Annotated in this window: 13 protein-coding genes; 4 read left to right on the top strand and 9 right to left on the bottom strand. The window is 62.3% G+C overall.

The window, feature by feature from the left end; all coding sequences use genetic code 11:
• The first annotated feature begins 96 nt into the window (after window positions 1-96).
• The 3 genes from QUV21_RS12935 (at window position 97) to QUV21_RS12925 (ending at window position 4,528) form a co-directional block, all read left to right on the top strand.
• Window positions 97-1,881, top strand: coding sequence for an ABC transporter transmembrane domain-containing protein (locus QUV21_RS12935; RefSeq protein WP_300855491.1), 1,785 nt, complete (start codon window positions 97-99; stop codon window positions 1,879-1,881).
• A gap of 123 nt (window positions 1,882-2,004) precedes the next feature.
• The gene (locus QUV21_RS12930; RefSeq protein ID WP_300855489.1) at window positions 2,005-3,897 is read left to right on the top strand and encodes an acyl-CoA synthetase; all 1,893 of its coding nucleotides are present in this window, start codon (window positions 2,005-2,007) and stop codon (window positions 3,895-3,897) included.
• Window positions 3,898-4,003: 106 nt separating this feature from the next.
• Window positions 4,004-4,528: a hypothetical protein gene (locus QUV21_RS12925; protein ID WP_300855487.1), complete on the top strand. Its 525-nt coding sequence runs from the start codon at window positions 4,004-4,006 to the stop codon at window positions 4,526-4,528.
• Between the two features lie 4 nt (window positions 4,529-4,532).
• Here the strand turns inward: QUV21_RS12925 and dtd are convergent, their stop codons facing one another.
• From dtd to lepA, 6 genes are all read right to left on the bottom strand, one after another.
• Window positions 4,533-4,976, bottom strand: coding sequence for a D-aminoacyl-tRNA deacylase (gene dtd, locus QUV21_RS12920; protein WP_300855485.1), 444 nt, complete (start codon window positions 4,974-4,976; stop codon window positions 4,533-4,535).
• Complete coding sequence (locus tag QUV21_RS12915; RefSeq protein WP_300855483.1) at window positions 4,973-5,896, bottom strand: carbohydrate kinase; 924 nt, start codon at window positions 5,894-5,896, stop codon at window positions 4,973-4,975. The genes dtd and QUV21_RS12915 overlap by 4 nt, the downstream gene beginning before the upstream one ends.
• A 69-nt stretch (window positions 5,897-5,965) precedes the next feature.
• A complete protein-coding gene (locus tag QUV21_RS12910) occupies window positions 5,966-6,931 on the bottom strand; it encodes a phosphoribosylaminoimidazolesuccinocarboxamide synthase (protein ID WP_300855481.1) in 966 nt (321 codons plus the stop codon).
• Between the two features lie 51 nt (window positions 6,932-6,982).
• Complete coding sequence (locus tag QUV21_RS12905; RefSeq protein ID WP_300855479.1) at window positions 6,983-7,276, bottom strand: hypothetical protein; 294 nt, start codon at window positions 7,274-7,276, stop codon at window positions 6,983-6,985.
• 328 nt (window positions 7,277-7,604) lie between these two features.
• Window positions 7,605-8,333: a hypothetical protein gene (locus QUV21_RS12900; protein WP_300855477.1), complete on the bottom strand. Its 729-nt coding sequence runs from the start codon at window positions 8,331-8,333 to the stop codon at window positions 7,605-7,607.
• Between the two features lie 43 nt (window positions 8,334-8,376).
• Complete coding sequence (lepA, locus tag QUV21_RS12895; protein ID WP_300855475.1) at window positions 8,377-10,176, bottom strand: translation elongation factor 4; 1,800 nt, start codon at window positions 10,174-10,176, stop codon at window positions 8,377-8,379.
• Between the two features lie 411 nt (window positions 10,177-10,587).
• On the opposite strand from lepA, the gene QUV21_RS12890 reads away from it, so the two are divergent.
• Window positions 10,588-10,896: a hypothetical protein gene (locus QUV21_RS12890; RefSeq protein ID WP_300855474.1), complete on the top strand. Its 309-nt coding sequence runs from the start codon at window positions 10,588-10,590 to the stop codon at window positions 10,894-10,896.
• Between the two features lie 197 nt (window positions 10,897-11,093).
• Here QUV21_RS12890 and rpmB read toward each other — a convergent pair whose 3' ends face one another.
• The 3 genes from rpmB to meaB all read right to left on the bottom strand — a co-directional run bounded on the left by rpmB (window position 11,094) and on the right by meaB (window position 13,317).
• Window positions 11,094-11,381: a 50S ribosomal protein L28 gene (gene rpmB / locus QUV21_RS12885; protein WP_300855473.1), complete on the bottom strand. Its 288-nt coding sequence runs from the start codon at window positions 11,379-11,381 to the stop codon at window positions 11,094-11,096.
• A 131-nt stretch (window positions 11,382-11,512) separates the two neighbouring features.
• Entirely contained in the window at window positions 11,513-12,328 is an 816-nt protein-coding gene (locus tag QUV21_RS12880) for an alpha/beta hydrolase (protein WP_300855471.1), read from the bottom strand.
• Window positions 12,325-13,317: a methylmalonyl Co-A mutase-associated GTPase MeaB gene (gene meaB, locus QUV21_RS12875; protein WP_300855469.1), complete on the bottom strand. Its 993-nt coding sequence runs from the start codon at window positions 13,315-13,317 to the stop codon at window positions 12,325-12,327. Before meaB ends, QUV21_RS12880 begins: the two co-directional genes overlap by 4 nt.
• Between the last annotated feature and the right edge of the window lie 137 nt (window positions 13,318-13,454).

The following is a 13,454-nucleotide window of genomic DNA, read 5'->3' as shown; positions in this document are numbered from 1 at the left end:
GCGCGGCACTTTGCCCGACGGGCGCGGTCAGGCGGTGCTTGTGGCCCTCGCCCCGCCGCACTAAACCTGACCGCGCAGGCGAAGGGGACGGGGCGCATGGCCGATACGACCACGATGGCTGAAGAACGGCCAAAGTCGAAACAGGTTGGCGCGCTGCGCGGGCTGGCACCTTTCATGCGGCCCTACATCGGGCTGGTGATCCTTGCGCTGATGGCGCTGGTCCTGACCGCCTCGGTCAGCCTGATCCTGCCCTTGGCGGTGCGCCGGGTGGTGGATGGCTTCAACACCGGCGATGCGGCACTTCTGGACCAGTATTTTGCCGCCGCCCTGATCATTGCGGCGCTGCTCGCGCTGGGGACGGGGCTGCGCTATTACCTTGTCACCCGGCTGGGCGAACGGGTGGTGGCCGATATCCGCCGTGCGTTGTTTGACCGGGTTCTGGGCATGTCGCCCGCCTTTTTCGAGCGGATCATGACCGGCGAAGTCCTGAGCCGGATCACCACCGACACCACGCTGATCCTGTCGGTCATCGGGTCTTCGGTGTCGATCGCGCTGCGCAATCTGCTGATGCTGGTGGGCGGGCTGATCCTTTTGTTCCTGACCTCGACCAAACTGACCGGGCTGGTCCTCTTGATCGTGCCGGCCATCGTGGTGCCGATCATTGTGCTGGGGCGACGGTTGCGGCGGCTGTCGCGGGAAAATCAGGACTGGATCGCCTCGTCCTCCGGGTCCGCCTCGGAAGCGCTGAGTTCGGTTCAGACGGTGCAGGCCTTTACCCATGAACGTGCCACGCAGGCGGCCTTTGCCGATGTGACGGAAAAGAGTTTCGTCTCTGCCAAGACCCGGATCAGGACGCGGGCGGTGATGACGGTGATCGTGATCTTCCTGACCTTTGCCGGGATCGTCGGCGTTCTGTGGGTCGGCGCGCGGGATGTGCGGGCCGAGGTGATGACGGTGGGCGAGCTGATCCAGTTCGTGATCTACGCGGTGATGGTCGCGGGCGCGGTGGGGGCGCTTTCGGAAATCTGGGGCGAATTGCAGCGCGCTGCGGGGGCGACCGAGCGGCTGGTGGAATTGCTGCACACGGAAGACGCCGTGCAAGACCCAGCCCGCCCGGTGGCCCTGCCCCGGCCCGTGCGCGGCGAGATCGCGTTTGAAGGCGTGACCTTCCGCTACCCGGCACGGCCGGAAACCAGTGCGCTGAACGGTGTGTCACTGAACGTGGCCCCGGGCGAGACGGTAGCGCTGGTCGGGCCTTCTGGGGCGGGCAAGACCACGATCCTGCAACTCTTGATGCGGTTCTATGACCCGCAATCGGGCCGGATCACGCTGGACGGGATCAATCTTGCCAGCATGGCGCGCAGCGATTTTCGCGCCGCGATTGCCATGGTGCCGCAAGACCCGGTGATCTTTGCCGCTTCAGCGCGGGAAAACATCCGCTTTGGCAGGCCCGACGCCACGGACGCCGAGGTCGAGGCGGCCGCGCGGGCGGCGGCGGCGCATGATTTCCTGACGGCGCTGCCACAGGGCTACGACAGCTATCTGGGCGAACGCGGGGTCATGCTGTCGGGCGGGCAGAAACAGCGGGTCGCGATTGCCCGCGCCATTCTGCGCGACGCGCCGATCCTTTTGCTGGACGAGGCAACCAGCGCCCTTGACGCCGAAAGCGAACAGGCGGTGCAGGCGGCGGTGGAACGGTTGTCACAAGGGCGCACGACGCTGGTGGTGGCGCACCGTCTGGCCACGGTGAAGCGCGCCGACCGGATTGTCGTCTTCGATCAGGGCCAGATCGCGGCCATCGGCACGCATGAGGCGCTGGTGGCCGAAGGTGGGCTTTACGCCCGGCTGGCGCGGTTGCAGTTCACCGATGGGGCCATCTGACCCGGCACTGACGTTGCGTTCCCGTTTGCGACGGTCCGGACAAACCGACTTCACAAACGCCGAACCACCCTCCATCCTGCCCTGAAGTCTGCGGCCACAGCAGGCACCATAGGGGAGGATCGGATGTACAAGTTCGCGACACTTGCGGATATCAAGGCCATCGAGTCAAAGGCGGCGTGGGCCGATCGTGGCGAAGCCCGGTCGATGCACGAATACCTGAGCCGCGCGAAAGCGGCGCATGGCGGCCGCCCGGCGATCAGCTATCAGATCCTGTCCGGCCCGACGTCAAAGTCGGTCACGCTGACATGGGCCGAACTTCATGCCGAAGTGACGCGGACTGCCAACTTGTTCCGGTCGCTTGGCATTGGGCAAAAGGACGTGGTGGCCTTCATCATGCCCAACGCGCCTGAAACGGCGATCACGCTGCTGGGCGGCACGGTGGCCGGAATCGTGAACCCGATCAACCCGCTGCTGGAGGCCGAACAGATCAGCGCCATCCTGCGCGAGACGAAGGCAAAGGTCGTGGTCACGCTGAAGGCCTTCCCCAAGACCGACCTGCCCCAGAAAGTCAGCGAAGCGGTGCAGTTTGCCCCCGACGTGAGGACCGTGCTGGAGGTGGACCTTGTGCCGTATCTCTCGGGCTTGAAGAAGGTCATCGTGCCGTGGATCCGGCCGAAGAACCCGGTGCAGCACACCGCCAACGTCAAGGATTTCCGGGCCGAGATCGCGCGGATGCCCGCCGACAGGCTGGCTTTCGAAGATGTACTGGATGACCGGGTGACGGCCTATTTCCACACCGGCGGCACCACCGGCATGCCCAAGGTCGCGCAGCACAAGTTTTCCGGCATGGCCTACAATGGCTGGCTTGGCGCGAGCCTTCTGTTCAAGCCGACCGATGTGGTGATCTGCCCCTTGCCGCTGTTTCACGTCTTTGCCTGCTATCCGATCCTGATGTCGATGATCGGATCGGGCGCGCATGTCGTCTTTCCCACCCCGCAGGGCTATCGGGGCGAAGGGGTGTTCGACAACTTCTGGAAGCTGATCGAACGCTGGAAGGTGACCTACATGATCACCGTCCCCACCGCGCTGGCGGCCCTGATGCAGCGACCGGTCAATGCCGATATCTCCAGCCTGAAGAACGCTTTTTCCGGGTCATCCCCCTTGCCGATAGAGCTTTACAACCGGTTCAAGAGGGAAACCGGGATCGACATCGTCGAAGGTTACGGGCTGACCGAGGCCACCTGTCTTGTGTCGATCAACCCCCCCGAAGGGATCAAGAAGATCGGGTCGGTCGGACTGCCCTTCCCCTATACCCATGTCCGTATCCTGACCAGTCAGGGGGCCATCGGGTTTCGCGAATGCGCGGTGGATGAGGTGGGCGAAATCTGCATTTCCAACCCCGGGGTTTACGAGGGCTCGACCTATACCGAGGCCGACAAGAACCGCGAACTCTTCGCCGAGGGCCGTTTTCTGCGCACCGGTGACCTTGGGCGCATTGATGCGGACGGGTATCTTTACATCACCGGACGCGCCAAGGATCTGATCATCCGCGGCGGCCACAACATTGACCCCGCGATCATCGAAGAAGCGCTGATGGGGCATGAAGCGGTGGCCTTTGTCGGGGCCATCGGCCAACCCGATGCCCATGCGGGCGAGTTGCCGATCGCCTATGTCGAACTGGTGAAAGGCTCGGCCACCTCGGTTGATGATCTGATGGCCTATGCCAACCAGCATATCCACGAACGCGCCGCCCTGCCGAAGTATATCGAGGTGCTGCCGGAACTGCCGAAAACCGCGGTGGGCAAGGTTTTCAAGCCCGATCTGCGGCGCATGGCAATCACCCGAACCTATGATGCCGCGCTGGCCGAGGCAGGGGTTCCGGCCCGGGTCACCGCTGTCATCGAAGACAAGAAACGCGGCCTTGTCGCCCGGCTGGAAAAGGCCGCCCCGGTAGATGATGCGGCGGTCGCCAGCATTCTGGGCCAGTTCAACACGCCTTGGGAATGGGCGGCATGACCGGGACTTTGGCGCGGATTTCTGGCAGCTGACAGGAAGTTTCATTTGCCTGAATCGCCTGCCGGGGCGAAAACCGTCTGAGAGAAGGTTATTCGGGACAGTGAATATGATCCGGCAGATTGGGATGGTGGCTGCTCTGGTGGTGGCGTCGGCCGGACTGGCGGCGGCGCAAGAGTCGGAGCGGTTGTTTGCCTACAAGCATTGGGAAGTGGAGATTGTCGGCTGGGATGACGGTTCCGTCGGCTGCGTCGCCCAGGTTTCCTCCCCGGGCGAAAGCTTCTCGATCTGGACCTTTCCGGATGGAGCGGTGCAGTTGCAGTTCTATTCGACGGCCTGGGAGTTCGGCGAGGGCGATACTGCCGACCTTGAAGTGCAGATCGACCGCCGCGCACCATGGAACCTGAACAACGCCGAGCTTTACCGCAACTCCGTGCTGTTCAACCTGCCAGACGACAAGGCCGGGGTCGATTTCATCGTCGAGGTTGCGCGGGGGAACCGGCTTTATCTGCGGTCGGTGGATGGGTCTGACGTCCAGAATTATTCGCTTGCGGGGTCGCGCGCATCCATCGACGCGCTGATCGAATGTGGCAATGTGATTGGCCGGATGAACCCTGGCAATCCGTTCAAATGACCGGTCAAAGCTGATCGGTGTCCATCCAGATGGTCACCGGCCCATCATTCGTCAGGCTGACCGCCATATCCGCGCCGAAGCGACCGGTGGCGACCGGCATGCCTTCGGCGGCAAGGCATTGGCTGAAGTGCAGATACAGCCTTTCGCCCAGATCGGGGGCCGCGGCGGTGGAAAATCCGGGGCGGTTGCCGCGCAGATCAGCCGCAAGGGTGAACTGGCTGACGACCAATGCGCCGCCACCAATGTCACGCACCGAAAGGTTCATCTTGCCCTGATCGTCCTTGAAAATCCGCAGCTTGGCGATCTTTGCTGCCAGCTTTGCAGCCGTCACCTCGGTATCGCCCGCCATGGCGCAGACAAGGATCAGGAAGCCCTTCCCGGTCTCGCCGATCAGTTCATCGTCAACGCGCACTTCGGCGCGGGTGACACGCTGAAGGACGGCTCTCACAATTCGTCGGCCCAAGGCGGATTGGCGCCGGCGCGGCTTACGGTCACCGCCGCAGCCCGGGTGCCAAGGCTGAGTGCTGCATCCAGCGTGGCGTCAGACAGCGCCGCGACCCCGGCCTTGGTCAGCGCACCGGCGTCATGCAGGGCGGCAAGCACGCCCGCGTTGAAGGTATCGCCAGCGCCAACGGTATCGGCCACGGTGACAGGGGTTGCGGCGACGAAACGATCCTGGGTTGCCATGACCGCCCGCGCACCGGCCGCCCCTTCCGTGATGAACACAACCTTTGGCCCCTTGGCCAGAATGCCGCGCGCCAGGGTGGTCAGGTCACCCGGACCTTCCAGCCAGCGCAGGTCTTCATCCGACAGCTTCACGATATCGGCCCGCGCGATCATCCGTTCGATCCGGGCGCGATATTCGGGCTCTTTCCCGGCGATGAAACCGGGGCGGATGTTGGGGTCGATCATCGTGACCCGCGCAGCAGATTCCCGGGCCTGAAGTGCTTCATAGGTGCTGGCGGCAGGGTCGTTCACCAGACTGATGCCACCGAAGAACAGGGTGTCGATGCTGGCCGGAAGCTCGGGCAGATCGGCGGTGGACAGCATCCGCCCCGCCGTCCCCTCATCATAAAAGGCATAGGTGGCCTGACCGTTCACCAATTTGACAAAAGCCACTGTGGTCGGCCGGTCGGAACGGGCAAGGTAGCGGGTATCCACCTTGGACGCGGTCAGGGTGTCGGCCAGAATTTCCCCCAGCATGTCGTCGGAAACACCTGAGAAAAAGGCAGACGGCGCGCCGAGCCGACCCAAAGCGATGGCTGTGTTGAACACCGCCCCGCCCGCATAGGGGGCAAAGCAGGCCTCACCCTCGGTCGAGGTGCGCGGCAGCATGTCGATCAGCGCTTCGCCACAACTGAGAATCATCGGTTCCTCCCCCGGATGCCTGTGCGAGCATAGCGCATTTGCCCATGTTAGCGCAAACAGTTGGGCGCTTCAGCCTGCAGCGAACCCTGCCAGATTGGCGCGCACCCGGTCCAGCGGGGTTTTGCCGCTGGTGTCGGGCTTGAACGTCTGGCCGGTGATCGCGTCAAAAGCCTGAATATAGACCTGCGCGGTCTTCTCGATCATATCTTGCGGGATTTCGGGGATGGGATCCTTGTATGGATCACACCGCGCCACGACCCAGGACCGGATCACGTCCTTGTCAAAACTGGGCGGCCGGGAGCCATCACGCAAGGCCGCCTCATAGCCATCGGCAATCCAGTAGCGGCTGGAATCCGGGGTGTGAATCTCATCGGCCAGCAGGATGGTGCCATCTGCATCGGTGCCGAATTCGTATTTCGTATCAACAAGGATCAAACCGCGTTCGGCTGCCATCTTCTGGCCCCGGGCAAAGAGAGCAAGGGCCTTTTGACTGACCTCATCCCATTGCGACTTCGTTAACAGGCCGGTTTGCACGATCTCGTCGGCGGTCAGGGGTTCATCATGGCCGCCGTCGAAAGCCTTGGATGTGGGCGTGATGATTGGCGCTGGCAGGGCCTGATTGTCGCGCAACCCGTCGGGCAGGTGGTGGCCATACATCTGGCGCGCGCCGGTCTTGTATTGGGTCAGGATCGAGGTCGAGGTGGTGCCAGCAAGGTAGCCGCGCACCACGATTTCAACCGGAAGGATCGTGACGCGCTTGCAATGCACGACATTCGGGTCGGGGTAGCCAAGGACATGATTGGCGGCGATATCGCCTGTGTTGTCAAACCAGTAGCGGGCAAGCTGGGTCAGCACTTGCCCCTTCCAAGGGATCACCGCAAGGATCTGGTCAAAGGCTGAAATCCGGTCGGACGAGATCAGAAGCCTGGTGCCGTCGGGCAGGTCATAACAGTCGCGCACCTTGCCGAAATAGGGGTTCGGGAGTTCAGGAATCCGGGCCTCGGGCAGGCTGCGGGTAAGGTCGATCTTCGGCATGGGCTGGCCCCCCGTTTCGGTGCCTGCTTCTTGGCCTTCCGGCGGTCCGAGTCAAGCCGGGCAGTCAAGTGAACCGCGCATTTCGCCGCTGTCGCCCGTTAACGTTGTCTCCCGCAGCTTGCAGCCCGTGACGCGGGGGATCAGTTCGATCATCGTGGCGCGGATGTCCTGATGTTCCCCCCGGCGGGCGTAGCCAAGGCGGATCACCTCCACCCGCTCACCCTTCTGGAAAACCGTGTAATCGCGGCCACTTATGGTGACATCGGTGCGGGTCGCCCCCATGAACTCCGGCGCTGGGGAAGCGCCACAGGCGGCGAGGAGGAGGAGGGGGATGAGGGTTTTCATGACGTGAGGGTGGCAGAGGTTGGTTAACGGGGGGTTAAGCGTCTGGCAGGCGTGTTCCTTCCGTCTTCTTTCCGTCCCTACGCACGGGGAGATCAGTTTGCGTCAACGACTGGGGCCGGACGAAGACCCGACGATGCGCTGAAAGGGCATATGCACGCCCGGCTGATCAGGGGTGATCCGGGGGCCGAAACGATTGCACATTACCCACGGCGGGAAAGGGGGGGCTTCGGTGAGGGTGTGTAGGGTAGGTGAAACCCACCGTTGAGCGGGTGGGGCGCAGGGTGAGGTGGGTTGGTGTCTACCCTACGCTGGCGAAGCTTGTTTGGAGTCAATCCACCTCATCAAAGCGAACAAGGCTCCTTACGATTTCGAAGGAATTCAATATTTCCTCTTGAAATGATGTCCGCTCAGTTTTATCTGAAAGATGAAACCCGTAAGCGACAAAATCGCTTGCGGATTGAATTAAGTCACCCTTTCTTGAAAAATATGTTCCGGCAATTCTCTTGTGTCCGGAGATAAGGGGCTCTTCCTCAATTTGATCAGGGCTTAAGATATCAAGCTGAGTGTGAGCTTGCAAAGAAACGTTCAAGTCATAACATAGTTCAATGTACTCGCTTCCTGAGAAGCCTTGCTCAAGAAAATAGAGAATCTCTTCCTCGGAACCATGCCAAGTTCTAAGTACCACAGTGCGTAGCGCAGCGCCCCGTGCTTGAATTTTCGGGTCAAACCTAGCACTGATCCATTTATGTTTTGTGAATATTTGGCGGTTCCAAGAATAACCAGCCCGCCCAATGCTCTCAGCAAAATCACCGATACTACTATAGACGGCAAGAAAAAGCTTGAGGCGCTTCTCTCTGCTCAAATCTTCCGGAAGTTTTGTCGCGTGCAGGACCGGAAAGGGGGTCGCATCGTTCGAGTTTCGCTCAAAAACATCACGGAGGCGGAACAAAAGATTCTTTCGATACTCAAGCGCGCGGTCGGGGCGAAAAATGCACGCCGCAACTGAAGAACGCTTCAGATCAGTACTTTCCGTTTCATCAAGGTATACCAGTTTCATGCCTGAAGAAGACCTACGATTTGATTGCCTTCAGTCAGAACATTCACCCATCCATCTTCAGCGCCGCAATGAACGCCTCCTGCGGGATCTCCACTTTCCCGAACTGGCGCATCTTCTTTTTACCGGCCTTCTGCTTTTCCAAAAGCTTCTTCTTCCGCGTCGCGTCGCCGCCGTAGCATTTGGCGGTCACGTCCTTGCGCATGGCCGACAGGGTTTCACGGGCGATCACGCGGCCGCCGATGGCTGCCTGAATCGGGATCTTGAACATGTGGCGCGGGATCAGATCCTTGAGCTTTTCAACCATGGAACGGCCCCGCGCCTCGGCGCGGTCGCGATGGACCATCATCGACAGCGCATCCACGGGTTCGTCGTTCACCAGAATCGACATCTTGACCAGATGGTCTTCGCGGTATTCGGAAATCTGGTAATCGAAGCTGGCATAGCCCTTGGTCACCGATTTCAGCCGGTCGTAGAAGTCGAACACCACTTCGGCGAGCGGCAGGTCATATTCCACCATCGCGCGTTGGCCGGCGTAGGTAAGGTTTGACTGGATGCCGCGGCGGTCCTGGCAAAGTTTCAGGATGTCGCCGAGGTATTCGTCGGGGACCATGATGGTCGCCTTGATCCGCGGTTCCTCGATGTGGTCGATATAGGTCAGGTCAGGCATGTCGGCGGGGTTGTGCAGATCGCGCACTTCGCCGTCCTTCATGTATAGCTTGAAGACCACGGACGGCGCGGTGGTGATCAGGTCAAGGTTGTATTCGCGTTCCAGACGGTCGCGGATGACCTCAAGGTGCAGAAGGCCAAGGAAGCCCATGCGGAAGCCAAAGCCCAAGGCCGCGCTGGTTTCCATCTCGTAGGTGAAGCTTGCGTCGTTCAGCGCCAGTTTCTCGATCGCGTCGCGGAGGGTTTCGAAATCATTCGCGTCGACTGGGAAAAGGCCGCAGAACACCACCGGAACCGAGGGTTTGAAGCCCGGCAGCGCGGTTTCGCAAGGTTTGCGTTCATGGGTGATGGTGTCGCCGACCTTCGTGTCGCGGACCTGCTTGATGCTTGCGGTGAAGACGCCGATTTCGCCGGGGCCAAGTTCGTCAATGTCGACCATCTGCGGCTTCAGGACGGCGAGTTTGTCAATGCCGTAGACGGCACCGGTCTGCATCATCTTGATGCGCTCACCCTTCTTCACCACGCCGTCGATGATGCGGATCATCACGACAACGCCGAGGTAGGCGTCATACCAGCTGTCGACCAGCATGGCCTTGAGGGGCGCGTTGCGGTCACCCTTCGGGGCGGGAAGGCGGGTGACGATCGCCTCAAGCACGTCGGGGATGCCAAGGCCGGTTTTCGCGGAAATCGGGATGGCGTTCGAGGCGTCGATGCCGATCACGTCTTCGATGTTGGCCTTCACCCGGTCAGGTTCGGCGGCGGGCAGGTCGATCTTGTTCAGAACCGGCACGATGTCATGGCCCGCGTCGATGGCCTGATAGACGTTGGCCAGCGTCTGCGCCTCGACCCCCTGGCTTGCGTCAACCACCAGAAGCGAGCCTTCGACGGCCCGCATGGACCGCGAGACCTCATAGGCAAAGTCGACGTGGCCGGGGGTGTCGATCAGGTTCAGGATGTAGGTCTTGCCATCCTTGGCGGGATATTCGATCCGCACCGTGTTGGCCTTGATCGTGATGCCACGTTCCCGCTCGATATCCATCGAGTCCAGCATCTGCGCCTTCATGTCGCGCGCAGCTACCGTGCCGGTCAACTGAATGAGCCGGTCAGCAAGGGTGGATTTGCCGTGGTCGATGTGAGCCACGATGGAGAAATTGCGGATGAGATCAAGATCGGTCATGGCGCGCATATAGCCTGTCGGAAGGGTGCCGGAAAGGGCCTTGGCGAAGGCGGAACGCAGGGCGTTTTCAAGGCGGTCGATCTGTCGGAATACCTGTGGGATTGCGACTTTGCCCACTGTGGAAAAAAAGGAAAGGTAGGCCGGGCCACGAGGGGGGGCCATGGGTTGCGGGGTCGCACAGCTCACGTTTCCGCGAGCTTCGGGCATGGGCTTGCGCCGCGAAGATCCAGCCTACCGTATCTGGTGGTTCGCGCCACTTGAGGCAGCAAAATCCGCGATTTGCGGGGCTTTGTTGGCAAACCCCTGCTCAGGCTTGAAAAAATCGCTTGGAATTGGCATGATCCCTGGCAGAAAAATGATCGGCGCGGGGTGTTGCCCTTGGCTTCCCCCGGCCCGGCAATGAGGCAGATGATGATGAAACCTATCGCACTGGCGGCGGCTTTGGCCGTTCTTCTTCCCGCATCCCTTGCCACCGCAGGACCGATCCAGCGTGCCTGCATGGCCTCGGACCGGGCGGCGGGCAACAGGGCGCTGTGCGGCTGCATCCAGCAGGCGGCAGATGCGACGCTGACCGGTTCCGACCAGCGCCGCGCGGCGAAGTTCTTCAAGGATCCTGAGGCCGCGCATGCGACATGGGTGTCTCAGAGCAAGTCCGATGATGCCTTCTGGGATCGTTACAAGAGCTTTGGCGCCACGGCCGAGGCGTATTGCGCAGGTTGAAGCCCGTTTCGGCGAACGCTTCCGATCGCGGATCAGCGAACAGTTGCCGCCTGTAACCCGACTTGCGCGGATGACACGCCGTCCGAGGCCTTCTGGTCCCCAGCGCTGTCCTCCGCGCACCGATCAGCACCACGGACAAGCGAAAAGGCCCCGCCTTCCTTGCGAAGGCGAGGCCTTTTTCGGTGGACCGCGAAAGATCAGGCGGCGGCCTGAGCCTTGGCGATTTCTTTCTTGATCTTCAGGGCTGCCGTCGACAGCTCATCATCCTTCGCCTTGGCGAGGAAAGCGTCAAGGCCGCCACGATGGTCGACCGAGCGCAGCGCTGCGGCCGAAACGCGCAGCTTGAACGACTGGCCCAGCACGTCCGAGATCAGCGTGACGTCATTCAGGTTCGGAAGGAACCGGCGACGGGATTTGTTGTTGGCATGGCTGACCGTATTGCCCGACATCGGGCCTTTGCCGGAGAGTTCGCAGACGCGCGACATTGCGGTGTTCCTTCGATTCGTCAAAAACGGAAAGGCGGGGAATCCCCGACCTTCGAATGAGATTGGGGGCGTTTAAGGTGAAAGCAGGAAGAGGTCAAGCAGGAAGGGACAGCCTTGGCGCGGCTTTCGGGCTAATCGCCCGCGCCATCGCCAAGCGCCTCGGCCCGGCTCAGGGCGGCTTCGGCCTCGGCAAGCCTGCCCCGGTTGAGGCAAGCCTCGGCGCGGTGGTGCCAATAGTGCAGCGAGCGCGCGCGGAGGCGACGGTGCAGCCCGATCACATCCCCGGCCCGCAGTGGCGCGTTCTGGCCCAACACCTGAAGCTGGCGGAACCCGCCGGCATCGCGCAGGGCCGCCGTGGCCGGATGGCCGCCAAAGGCGCAGCGGGCGAGGGCCATGCCTGGCAAGACGGTGGCGATCCGTTCGGCATTCAGCCGGTCCAGCCTGCGGGACGGATCAAACAGCACGACCCCGTTGAGATCGGGCTTGGCAAAGGTGGCAAGGTCGCCCAGCACGGCATCGAAGCGCCGGGCTTCGGGATAGCGGCGTTCTTCGGGAATGATGCGGCTGTCCAGTGTGAACTGGGGCGAGATGACCAGCGCCTGATCAAGCGCCAGTGCCGCCGAAAAGCGCAGCGCGGCGTAGCCACCCATCGAATAACCCACGGCCCGGGCGGTATCGAACCGCAGGCGCAGCGCGGCAAGGGCCGATTCAAGTGCGGCTGTTTCGGCGTTGAGATACCAGTCGTTCCAGCGCGTCTGGATGTGCAGATGCGCAAGGCCAGCCGCCAAGGCCCGTTGACCCGGCCCCTGATCCGAAAACTGCCCCGGGTCGGCAACCCGTTGGCGAAAGGTGACATAAAGCGTCTTGGCCGCGCTGTTTGGCAGCCAAAGCCGGGCATCCAGCAGATCACCCTCGAACACCGGTTCTGCGACAGGAACCGGGGTCAAGCCTGCCGCCCGAGAAGGTGCAGCATCTCGGCCGCGGCGACATCGGCGGTGATCTCGCCCTTGGCCACCCGGTCGCCGTAGCCTGCCATCAGGCCCTTCTGCGGTTCGCGGTTCAGGGCCGCCAGCAGGCCCTGCCGCACCTCTTCTTCGAACCAGTGGCGGGCTTGCGTCGCGCGGATGCGGGTCCAGTGGCTGTTGGCCTTGCGCCAGTTGGCAAGCGTCTGCATCTCTTGCCAAGCCTGTGCCAACCCCTCATCCGCCCCCCCCTTGTCGGCCAGCGCCGAGACGGCAAGCGCCTTGGGAAAACCCGGCGGATCCTGCGGGCGGCGGCGCAGAAGTTGCAGCGCGCCCGCATAGTCCGCCATGGTCCGCAGCGCCGCAGGCTTCAGATCACCATCGGCCTTGTTCACAAGGATCAGGTCGGCCATCTCCATGATGCCGCGTTTCACACCTTGCAATTCATCCCCGCCAGCGGGCGCAAGGAGGAGGAGGAACAGGTCGGAAAGCTCGGCCACCACGGTTTCGGATTGGCCCACCCCCACGGTTTCGATCAGCACCACGTCAAAACCTGCCGCTTCGCACAGGGCCACCGCCTCACGCGTGCGGCGGGCGACGCCGCCAAGCTGGGTCTGGCTCGGCGAGGGGCGTATGAAGGCACGGGGATCGCGCGACAGGCGTTCCATCCGGGTCTTGTCGCCAAGGATCGACCCGCCGGACCGGGCCGAAGACGGATCCACCGCAAGAACCGCAACCTTCAGGCCCTGCCCGGTCAGCATCAGGCCGAAGGTTTCAATGAAGGTGGATTTGCCGACGCCGGGGGTGCCGGACAGCCCGATGCGCAAGGCCTCTGGCCCGGGGCGCAGGGTTGCCAGCAGGGCAAGCGCCTCGGCCCGGTGGTCGGGGCGTGCGCTTTCGACCAGCGTGATGGCGCGAGCCAGCGCGCGGCGGTCGCCATGGCGGATCAGTCGAGCGCGGTCTGCGATGTCCATCGGGCCTCCCTTGCCGCCTTTCTGCCGGATGCGGGCGAGCTTGGCGAGAGGCCCCGAATTTTTTGATGCCATTTTGTGAAGGCGCAGGTGCGGGGCCGGGGTCTGGCCTTGCCGCCGCGGCCGGGCCATAAGCAGGG

The organism is Tabrizicola sp. (assembly GCF_030373185.1).
GTDB lineage: Bacteria > Pseudomonadota > Alphaproteobacteria > Rhodobacterales > Rhodobacteraceae > Tabrizicola.
This window is presented reverse-complemented; position numbering and strand designations above follow the sequence as displayed.

Excerpts from the sequence above, each read along its gene's own strand:
- QUV21_RS12915 (WP_300855483.1), bottom strand. The coding sequence starts at position 5,896 with ATGATTCTCAGTTGTGGCGAAGCGCTGATCGACATGCTGCCGCGCACC.
- QUV21_RS12905 (WP_300855479.1), bottom strand. The coding sequence starts at position 7,276 with ATGAAAACCCTCATCCCCCTCCTCCTCCTCGCCGCCTGTGGCGCTTCC.
- QUV21_RS12910 (WP_300855481.1), bottom strand. The coding sequence starts at position 6,931 with ATGCCGAAGATCGACCTTACCCGCAGCCTGCCCGAGGCCCGGATTCCT.
- QUV21_RS12935 (WP_300855491.1), top strand. The coding sequence starts at position 97 with ATGGCCGATACGACCACGATGGCTGAAGAACGGCCAAAGTCGAAACAG.
- QUV21_RS12925 (WP_300855487.1), top strand. The coding sequence starts at position 4,004 with ATGATCCGGCAGATTGGGATGGTGGCTGCTCTGGTGGTGGCGTCGGCC.
- lepA (WP_300855475.1), bottom strand. The coding sequence starts at position 10,176 with ATGACCGATCTTGATCTCATCCGCAATTTCTCCATCGTGGCTCACATC.
- QUV21_RS12900 (WP_300855477.1), bottom strand. The coding sequence starts at position 8,333 with ATGAAACTGGTATACCTTGATGAAACGGAAAGTACTGATCTGAAGCGT.
- QUV21_RS12930 (WP_300855489.1), top strand. The coding sequence starts at position 2,005 with ATGTACAAGTTCGCGACACTTGCGGATATCAAGGCCATCGAGTCAAAG.
- QUV21_RS12890 (WP_300855474.1), top strand. The coding sequence starts at position 10,588 with ATGATGAAACCTATCGCACTGGCGGCGGCTTTGGCCGTTCTTCTTCCC.
- rpmB (WP_300855473.1), bottom strand. The coding sequence starts at position 11,381 with ATGTCGCGCGTCTGCGAACTCTCCGGCAAAGGCCCGATGTCGGGCAAT.
- meaB (WP_300855469.1), bottom strand. The coding sequence starts at position 13,317 with ATGGACATCGCAGACCGCGCTCGACTGATCCGCCATGGCGACCGCCGC.